The organism is Mycobacterium sp. E342 (assembly GCF_001667665.1).
Classification (GTDB): domain Bacteria; phylum Actinomycetota; class Actinomycetes; order Mycobacteriales; family Mycobacteriaceae; genus Mycobacterium.
In genome coordinates this window covers 1-8,991 of sequence record NZ_LZJM01000290.1, presented here as the reverse complement: position 1 = coordinate 8,991, position 8,991 = coordinate 1, and the positions used below count along the sequence as shown (strand labels likewise).

At 68.5% G+C, this 8,991-nt stretch carries 10 protein-coding genes; 6 read left to right on the top strand and 4 right to left on the bottom strand.

What is annotated here, in order from left to right; translation table 11 throughout:
* From A5692_RS24235 to A5692_RS24225, 3 genes are all read right to left on the bottom strand, one after another.
* Positions 1–724: neutral zinc metallopeptidase (locus tag A5692_RS24235; protein WP_068061031.1), on the bottom strand; the 724-nt coding region annotated here is incomplete at its 3' end.
* A 9-nt stretch (positions 725–733) separates the two neighbouring features.
* On the bottom strand, positions 734–1,237 hold the full coding sequence (locus A5692_RS24230; RefSeq protein ID WP_068061018.1) for an SRPBCC family protein: 504 nt from the start codon (positions 1,235–1,237) through the stop codon (positions 734–736).
* A gap of 9 nt (positions 1,238–1,246) precedes the next feature.
* Positions 1,247–2,128, bottom strand: a complete 882-nt coding sequence (locus A5692_RS24225; protein WP_082963050.1) for an oxidoreductase — start codon at positions 2,126–2,128, stop codon at positions 1,247–1,249.
* A gap of 74 nt (positions 2,129–2,202) precedes the next feature.
* On the opposite strand from A5692_RS24225, the gene aspS reads away from it, so the two are divergent.
* The 3 genes from aspS to A5692_RS24210 are packed head-to-tail and all read left to right on the top strand — an operon-like array spanning position 2,203 to position 5,496.
* Positions 2,203–3,984, top strand: coding sequence for an aspartate--tRNA ligase (aspS, locus tag A5692_RS24220; RefSeq protein WP_156766248.1), 1,782 nt, complete (start codon positions 2,203–2,205; stop codon positions 3,982–3,984).
* A complete protein-coding gene (locus A5692_RS24215; protein WP_068061015.1) occupies positions 3,981–4,412 on the top strand; it encodes a nitroreductase family deazaflavin-dependent oxidoreductase in 432 nt (143 codons plus the stop codon). Before aspS ends, A5692_RS24215 begins: the two co-directional genes overlap by 4 nt.
* Before the next feature lie 4 nt (positions 4,413–4,416).
* On the top strand, positions 4,417–5,496 hold the full coding sequence (locus A5692_RS24210) for an aromatic acid exporter family protein (protein ID WP_068061012.1): 1,080 nt from the start codon (positions 4,417–4,419) through the stop codon (positions 5,494–5,496).
* A gap of 4 nt (positions 5,497–5,500) precedes the next feature.
* Here A5692_RS24210 and A5692_RS24205 read toward each other — a convergent pair whose 3' ends face one another.
* Positions 5,501–5,890, bottom strand: a complete 390-nt coding sequence (locus A5692_RS24205; protein ID WP_068061010.1) for an MmcQ/YjbR family DNA-binding protein — start codon at positions 5,888–5,890, stop codon at positions 5,501–5,503.
* Positions 5,891–5,991: 101 nt separating this feature from the next.
* Between A5692_RS24205 and A5692_RS24200 the strand changes: the two genes are divergently transcribed.
* The 3 genes from A5692_RS24200 to A5692_RS24190 all read left to right on the top strand — a co-directional run bounded on the left by A5692_RS24200 (position 5,992) and on the right by A5692_RS24190 (position 8,710).
* Positions 5,992–6,921, top strand: a complete 930-nt coding sequence (locus A5692_RS24200; protein WP_068061021.1) for a transglutaminase family protein — start codon at positions 5,992–5,994, stop codon at positions 6,919–6,921.
* Positions 6,914–7,969 carry a putative zinc-binding metallopeptidase gene (locus tag A5692_RS24195; protein WP_068061008.1) on the top strand — a complete coding sequence of 352 codons (1,056 nt, stop codon included), beginning with the start codon at positions 6,914–6,916 and terminating at the stop codon, positions 7,967–7,969. Before A5692_RS24200 ends, A5692_RS24195 begins: the two co-directional genes overlap by 8 nt.
* A 72-nt stretch (positions 7,970–8,041) precedes the next feature.
* Positions 8,042–8,710, top strand: coding sequence for a DUF6629 family protein (locus A5692_RS24190; protein ID WP_068061006.1), 669 nt, complete (start codon positions 8,042–8,044; stop codon positions 8,708–8,710).
* Positions 8,711–8,991 lie beyond the last annotated feature (281 nt).

The window sequence follows — 8,991 nt, the reverse complement described above, 5'->3', positions numbered from 1 at the left end:
CGCCCACCGACGCCGCGGCCGACAGGGCGTCTTGGATGTCCTGATCGCTCAAGGGCTGCAGGTACGGGACGCCGGTGCTCTCCTGTTTGACGGTTGACGCGTAGTGCGCCCAGATGCCCGCGTAACAGTCCGCCTGCAACTCCGTGCGCACACCGTTGCCACCGGCGCCCTTCGCCCCCTGCTGCGAGCGGCCCAGGACGCCCTGCAGTTGCTGCACGTGGTGGCCGTATTCGTGGGCGACCACGTACTCCTGGGCGAACGGTCCTCCGCTGGAACCGAATTTGTCGACCAGCTCCTGGAAGAAGTCGGTGTCGAAGTACGCGGTCTGGTCCACCGGGCAGTAGAACGGCCCCACCGCGGTGGTCGCCGGCCCGCAGCCGGTGTCGACCGAGCCGGTGAACAGCCGCACGTGCGGCCGGGTGTACCGCGGCATCAGCTGGTGCCAGACCGCGTCCACCGAGTTGCCCGTGGCGACCACGCGGCACTGCACGTACTTGTTGGCATCGGCGCCGGTCTTGCACTGGCTCAGGTCGAATCCGGGCGCCGAGTAACCCCCGGTGTTCGACTGCGACTGGTCCATCACACGGCCCGGATCGACGCCCAACAGCAACGCGCCGATGAGGATGAGCAGCCCGAGGCCGCCGCCCCCGAGCGCCATGCCCATGCCGCCCCCCGACGAGGACGCGGTGCTGGTGTCGATCTGCATACCCTCGTTGAAGGTCACGGCAGGCTCCTAATGTTGCTGGGTCGCGGAGTAGCGGGCATCGGTGTAGCTGCGCAGGTTGCGCAGGAACCGGCGAAGGCCCAGGTTCAGCAGCGGCCCCACCAGGTACATCGCCAGCCGCGCCGGGCCCGCGGGCTTTTGCGCCATCGTCCACGTCAGCCGGCAACCACCGGGGATGACCTCGACCCGGTAGTCCTCGGCGAAGGCGGCGACGGCCTGCGTCGAGCATTCGTTGAACCGAAAAGCCATGTGGCTGAACGGCTCCCACGCCAGGAATTCCTCATTGCCGACCATGCCGCCGCGCATCTCGACGACGCGGGTGGTGCCCACACCGCGCGGCTCGGGGCTGGTCCAGGTCACCTTGGTGATCACGCTCGCCCAGCGCGGCCAGGACTCCGCGTCGGCGAGCACCTCGAACAGCTGCTCGGGCGTGATGGCCAGGTCGACGCTGTTGCGGAACACGAAAGGCGCGCTGTCGATGAAGCTCATGTCCACGCGGTCGCAGGGGAACATGGCTCGAATCTATCCCGGCCCGTCGCTGGCCGCGGCCAGTAACGGCACAACGACGTCGCTGATCGGCGTCTCCAGGTCATGGGCGCGGGCCTTGCGGATGATCACCCCGTTGCGGATGTCCCACTCCATCCGGCGGCCGTTCTCCCGGTCGGCCAGGATCGACGTCCCCATGTCCTCGGGTGCGCGGCGGAACATCTCCGCCACCTCGTCGACGATGCCGTCGGGCAGCCGGGCGCCCTCTGCCCGCGCCACCGCCAGGCACTCGGCGACGTAGCGGCGCGACAGGGCGGCGACGTCGTCGCGGCGGAATATCCCCGACCGCCGCCCGGACAGCGCCATGAACCCGGCCAGCGCGTTGGTGAGCAACTTGCGCCAGGCCGCGGTGATGAAGTCGGGGTCGCAGTCCACCCGGCATCCCGCGCCGCGCAGCAGCTCGGCGATCGCCTCCGCCGAGGGCCCGCTGGGCAGCACCAGCGCGGGCTCGGTGCGCAGCCGGACCCAGCCGCCGGGCTGGGCTTCCGCGGAATACCAGACGATGCCGGGGACCACGGGCGACGACGGGCAGTGCGGCTGCACCTGCTCGACCTGCTCGACGCCGTTCTGCAGCACCGCGACGATTGTGTGCGGGCCGCACAGGCGGGCCAGCCATCCGGCCGCGGCGTCGTTCTGGGTGGCCTTGACCGCCAGCACCACGACGTCGACCGGCCCGTTCACCTCGCTGGGATCGGTGTGCACGGGCCCGGGGACGACGATCGGATCGGCGCCGTCGGGCCGCAATTCGATGTGGTCTCGGGGGCTGTGGCCGCACACCAGCACCGAATGCCCGGCCTTGTGCAGCAGTGCGGCGACCGTCGTGCCGACGGCGCCGGGGCCGACTAGTGCGATTCTCATTGGGGGGTTGGTGGCGATAGGACCGAAAGTACCTGCTCTAGACTGGGCACTCGTCCAAAGCCTGCTGAAAGGGAGTGTTTGTGCTGCGCAGCCACGCCGCCGGTTCGCTGAGAAGCAGCGACGCCGGGCAGCAGGTGACCCTGGCGGGCTGGGTGGCTCGCCGCCGCGACCACGGCGGTGTCATCTTCATCGACCTACGCGACGCCTCGGGCATCGCCCAGGTGGTGTTCCGCGCCGAGGACGTGCTGGCCCAGGCGCACCGGCTGCGCGCCGAGTTCTGCGTCGCGGTCACCGGGGTCGTCGAGATCCGCCCGGAGGGCAACGCCAACCCCGAGATCGCCACGGGTGACATCGAGGTCAACGCCGCGTCGCTGACCGTGCTGGGCGAGAGCGCGCCGCTGCCGTTCCAGCTCGACGAGCCCGCCGGAGAGGAGTTGCGGCTGAAGTACCGCTACCTCGACCTGCGCCGCGACGGGCCGGCCGCCGCAATCCGGTTGCGTTCCAAGGTCAATGCCGCCGCCCGCTCGGTGCTGGCGCGACACGACTTCGTCGAGATCGAGACGCCGACGATCACCCGCTCCACACCCGAGGGGGCGCGCGACTTCCTGGTGCCCTCGCGACTGCACCCCGGGTCGTTCTACGCCCTGCCGCAGAGCCCGCAGCTGTTCAAGCAGCTGCTGATGGTGGCCGGGATGGAGCGCTACTACCAGATCGCCCGCTGCTACCGCGACGAGGACTTCCGCGCCGACCGTCAGCCCGAGTTCACCCAGCTCGACATGGAGATGAGCTTCGTCGACGCCGAGGACATCATCGCGATCTCCGAGGAGATCCTGACCGCGCTGTGGGCGCTGATCGGCTACCACGTCCCGACGCCCATTCCGCGGATCAGCTATGCCGACGCGATGCGTCGGTTCGGCTCGGACAAGCCGGACATGCGGTTCGGACTGGAACTGGTCGAGTGCACAGAGTTCTTCAAAGACACCACATTTCGCGTTTTCCAGGCACCGTACGTCGGTGCGGTGGTCATGCCCGGTGGGGCGTCGCAGCCGCGACGCACGCTGGACGGCTGGCAGGAGTGGGCCAAACAGCGCGGGCACCGCGGCCTGGCCTACGTGCTGGTGGCCGACGACGGCACGCTCGGCGGGCCGGTGGCCAAGAACCTGTCCGACGCCGAGCGGGACGGGCTGGCCGCGCATGCGGGCGCCAAGCCGGGGGACTGCATCTTCTTCTCGGCTGGCCCGCCCAGGTCGTCGCGGGCCCTGCTCGGTGCGGCCCGGAACGAGATCGCGGACCGGCTCGGCCTCATCGACCCCGACGCGTGGGCGTTCGTCTGGGTGGTGGACCCGCCGCTGTTCGAGCCCGCCGACGAGGCGACCGCCGCCGGTGACGTGGCCGTCGGCTCCGGCGCCTGGACCGCCGTCCACCACGCGTTCACCTCGCCCAAGCCCGAATTCTCCGACGTCATCGACACCGACCCCGGCGGTGTGCTGGCCGACGCCTACGACATCGTCTGCAACGGCAACGAGATCGGGGGCGGCTCGATCCGTATCCACCGCCGCGACATCCAGGAGCGGGTGTTCGCGGTGATGGGCCTGGACCGCGCCGAGGCCGAGGAGAAGTTCGGATTCCTGTTGGAGGCCTTCACCTTTGGCGCACCGCCGCACGGCGGGATCGCCTTCGGCTGGGATCGGATCAACGCGCTGCTGTCCAGGGTGGACTCCATCCGCGAGGTGATCGCGTTCCCCAAGACCGGCGGCGGCGTCGACCCGCTCACCGAGGCGCCCGCGCCCATCACCGCCCAGCAACGCAAGGAATCCGGAATAGACGTCAAGCCCAAGGAAGTTGACCGGGCATGACCCAAATGCCTGACACCGACACGATCAACGCCTTCAACAAGAGCATCATCGACGAGTTCCGGGCCAACGGCGGCAAGGTGGGCGGCCAGTTCGCCAACGCCGATCTGCTCTTGCTCACCACGACAGGCGCCAAGTCCGGACAGCCGCGAGTCTCCCCACTGGCCTACTTCGACATCGACGGCAAGCTCATCATCATCGGCTCCTTTGCGGGCTCGCCCGTCAGCCCGGCGTGGGTGCACAACCTACGGGCCAACCCGCAGGCCCGGGTCGAGATCGGCACCCAGGAGTTCCCCGTCGCGGCCCGCGAATTGCCCTCCGACGAGCGCGATGCGCTCTTCGACAAGGTCACCGCCGCCGCGCCCGGCTTCGCCGAATACCAGTCGAAGACCAGCCGGGTCATTCCGCTGTTCGAGCTGCAGCGCACCTAGGCCCGTGGGCGCAGCGCGGCGGACTGGGCCATCGTTTGTTCTCGTCGCCGCGCGGGCGGGCCTCTCACGGCTGCGGCTGGTGTGGTTCAACCTGGTGCAGACCGCCGTGGCCGCAGGCCTGTCGTGGTATCTCGCGCACGATGTCCTAGAGCATCCGCAGCCGTTCTTCGCGCCGATCGCGGCCGCGGTGTCGTTGTCGACGAGCAATGTGCTGCGCGCGCAACGCGCCATCCAGATGATGGTCGGGGTAACTTTCGGGATCGGGCTGGGCTCGGCGGTGCAGGCCCTGCTCGGCCCCGGCGCGGTCCCCATCGCGATCGCCGCATTGGTCGCGCTGGGCGCCGCGGTGTTCATCGGGGGCGGCTTCATCGGGCACGGGATGATGTTCGCCAACCAGACAGCGGTGTCGGCGATCCTGGTGTTGGCGCTGTTCCACAGCGGCCTCGGCTGGGAGCGCATCTTCGATGCGCTGATCGGCGGTGGCGTGGCCATCGTGTTCGCCGTCCTACTGTTCCCCGCCGACCCGCTGAAAGTGCTGCGCAATGCGCGCGTCGGCGTGCTGGGCGTGCTGCACGACGTGTTGGCGCGTGCCGCGGACGTCGCCGTCGGACGCAAAGCGCCGGCACCCGACTGGCCACTGACGGCGGTCGACCGAGTACACGAACAGCTCAGCGGACTGCTCGAGGCGCGCACCACCGTCCGCCAAGTCGTGCGCGTCGCGCCGCGCCGCTGGGGCATGCGCGGCACGGTCCACGCCGCCGATCGCCAGGCCGTGCACGTGGCCCTGCTGGCCGGCTCGGTGCTGCAACTGGCCCGCGCCGTCGCCCCTACCCCCAACCCCGCCTCTGACGGCTGTCGTGAGGGGCACCCGCAGACCGTGCACACAGTGTTGGTGGTGCTCGCGGCCGCGATCGCCCTCGCCGACCCCGACCCGGCCGGCGCGTGCGCGTACATCGCGTCCGCGCGTCATCACGCTTCGGAATTGCAGTCGATCGCCCGCGAGAAGACGCAGTTGATCCTCGCCGACGTCGTCAGCGCTTGCGTCGACGACCTGCAACGGGTCATCGATCTCCGGCGCGGGTAATGGTTCAGCGGGAGTCGGCCAGGAATTCCTGAACTAACTTCCTCGGGGCCTGCGTCAGCCAGGCCTCGGTGATCAGCTCCTCGAGGTCGCGCACGGAGATCTCGGCCAGCCGGACCAGCACGACCGGGTAGCCGTCGAAGTGGGGGGTCGTGAAATAGACGTCCGGCTCGTCGGTGATCAACCCGAACTTGACCCCCTCGTCGGACACCCGCACGCCGAGGATGTCGCCTCCGGGCGGTTCCGACCCGTCGCGGGCCAGCGCCTCGCGTTCGGACGGGCGCAACGGCCGCTCCCAGGCCAGCAACTTCTTGCCGACCCGCCAGTCATGCGGTGACGGCTCGGAGGTGAGTGCCAGCTCACGAACGATGTGGGCGACGTCGTACCACGTGGCCACATCTCGATTGTGCTCCCGGTTTGGCCCGCGTGCCGCCATATCGGCAAACGGTTTCGCGGCGCGGACGGCGCAACGGCCCGGGGTGTGATGTGATCAGCCATGTGACTGAAGCCGACGCCGGGGCCGCCCGCCGCCACCGGGTCACCCACCGCACCGAGTACCGCTACTCCGACGTCGTGACCAGCTCCTACGGCCGCGGTTTTCTCACCCCGCGGGATTTGCTGCGGCAGCGCTGCGTCGGGCACCGGCTGATCATCGAACCGGCCCCCGCCGACGTCTCCACCAGCGCCGACGTCTACGGCAACATCAGCTCGTACTTCCACGTCACCGAGCCGCACCACTCCCTGACCGTGACCAGCGACTCCATCGTGGACGTCTATCCGCCGGCCCCGGGGCTCTATACCGCCGGGCCGGCGGTGCAGCCGTGGGAGGCCGCCCGGCCGACGGGGGGTGGGGGAGCGCTCGCCGCCGAATTCACCCTCGATCTGAACCCGCCCGAGATCACCGACGAGGTGCGCGAGTACGCGGCGCCCAGTTTCGCCCCGCGGCGCCCCCTGGTGGACGTGCTGCGCGACCTCGCGTCGCGGATTTTCGCCGACTTCACCTACCGCTCGGGGTCGACGACGATTTCCACCGGGGTAAATGAGGTTCTGGCGGCCCGGGAAGGGGTATGTCAGGACTTTGCACGGCTGGCGATCGCCTGCCTGCGCGCCAACGGTCTGGCGGCCAGCTACGTGTCCGGCTACCTGGCCACCGACCCACCCCCGGGGAAGGATCGAATGATCGGTATAGACGCCACCCACGCCTGGGCGGCGGTGTGGACACCGCAGCAGCCCGGCCAGTTCGAGTGGCTGGGCTTGGACCCCACGAACGACCAGCTGGTCGACGAGCGCTACATCATCGTCGGACGCGGCCGTGACTACGCGGACGTGCCGCCGTTGCGGGGCATCATCTACACCGAGTCGGAGCACAGCGTGATCGACGTGGCCGTCGACGTGGTGCCCTTCGAGGGGGACGTGCTCCATGCGTGACTTCAACTGCCCCAATTGCGGGCAGCGCCTGACGTTCGAGAACTCCACCTGCCTGAATTGCGGCAGCGCACTGGGTTTTTCGCTCGAACAGATGGCCCTGCTGGTGATCGCCGAGAACAACGCCGGCGAGCACGCGGGTTTCGTGGACGCGGCCGAGTATCAGCTGTGCGCCAATCTGCTACTGGCCGAATGCAATTGGCTGGTTCCCGTCAACAATCCGCGGCTGCTGTGCGCGTCCTGCGCGCTGACCACCGTGCGGCCCAACGACGCCGATACCGCCGGCCTGGCCGAGTTCGCCCGCGCCGAGGCGGCCAAGCGGCGGCTGATCGCCGAGCTGCACGAATTGAAGCTGCCGATCATCGGTCGCGACGAGGATCCCGAGCAGGGATTGGCCTTTCACCTGCTGTCCAGCGCACACGAGAACGTGCTGACCGGGCACGACAACGGCGTCATCACCCTGGATCTGGCCGAGGGCGATGACGTGCATCGCGAGCAGCTGCGGGTGGAGATGGAGGAGCCGTACCGCACGCTGCTGGGACACTTCCGGCACGAGATCGGGCACTACTACTTCTACCGGCTGATTGCCGGGTCCAGCGACTATTTGGCGCGCTTCAACGAGTTGTTCGGTGACCCCGACGCCGACTACTCCGACGCGCTGGACCGGCACTACAGCGAGGGGCCGCCCGAGGATTGGCAGGAACACTTCGTCTCCTCGTACGCCACCATGCACCCCGCCGAGGACTGGGCCGAGACGTTCGCGCATTACCTGCACATCCGCGACACCCTGGACACCTCGGCGTGGTGCGGCTTCGCGTCGGCGTCGGCGACCTTCGACCGTCCGGCCCTGGGCCCCAGCGCTTTCCAGACGATCATCGACATGTGGCTGCCGCTGTCGTGGTCGCTGAACATGGTGAACCGGTCGATGGGCCACGACGACCTGTACCCGTTCGTGCTGCCGGTCGCCGTGCTGGAGAAGATGAAGTTCATCTACACCGTGATCGACGAGGTGACCTCGGAGTCGCGGGGGCCCGCCGCCATCGCGGGCTAGTGGCGATCGCGAGCGCGGCGTAGCCGGGCGAAGCGGGTCGCCACCATGCACAATGGGCCCGTGTGCTTTTCGATGACTGCCGATCTGGTGGTGGGCACCGCCCTGCTGCCGGTCACGGTCGCGACCCTTCGTGAGGTGAAACACTGGCGCGAGGTGCCATTTGCTCTGCTGCCCACGGTGTTTGCGGCCCACCAGTTCATCGAGGCGGCGGTGTGGCCCAACAGCGTTGTGTCAGCCGGGGCGGCGCAGTTGGCGGTGCGGGCATACGTCTTCATTGCGCTGCCGTTGCTTCCCGCGCTGGTCCCATTGGGGATCCTGATGCTGGAACCGCGCGGCGCCCGACTGCGGGTGGCGCCTTTTGCGGTGCTCGGCGCCGTCGTGGCGGCCTATCTCGCTTTCGCCGTTCTCACCCAACCGATCGGGGTAACGACGTGCCCGCATGCGCTGGAATACCACGAAGACGTCAACGACCCGTACCTGTGGGCGGTGCTTTACGTCGTCGCTGTCATCGGGCCGGCGGTGATGTCGGGCTATCGCTCCATCACGGTGTTCGGGTGGGCGAACCTCGTCGGGCTGATCGTGGTCGCCACCCTCTACCTTCAGGCGTTCGCGTCACTGTGGTGCATTTACGCCGCGGTGCTGTCGGTCCTGGTGCTGGTGCACATGCGGCGTCGTCGGCGGCTGCCCGATCCGCACCGCTACCAGGGTGTCGCCATGGATCACGCGACGTCGAAGGTGTGATTCCCGCCTAGTCGTTTGGCGGCCGCATCCTTTGTAATCCCTTGTGTCACTTTGGTTTCTGTGGTCACAGAATGTGCATTTTTGTCGGTGGGTGTTTTTAGGGTATGGGGTATGGGTGCGAGCAGTCGTGAAGAGATCGTCGAGGTCTTCGACGCCCTCGACGGCGACGTGGAGCGCCTGTGCGGGTTGTCTTTTGACGTGCTCACCACCCCGGAGCGGTTGGCTGCCCTGGAGCGGGTGGAACGCGTGGCCCGCCAATTACGCACACCCCAGCACGCGTT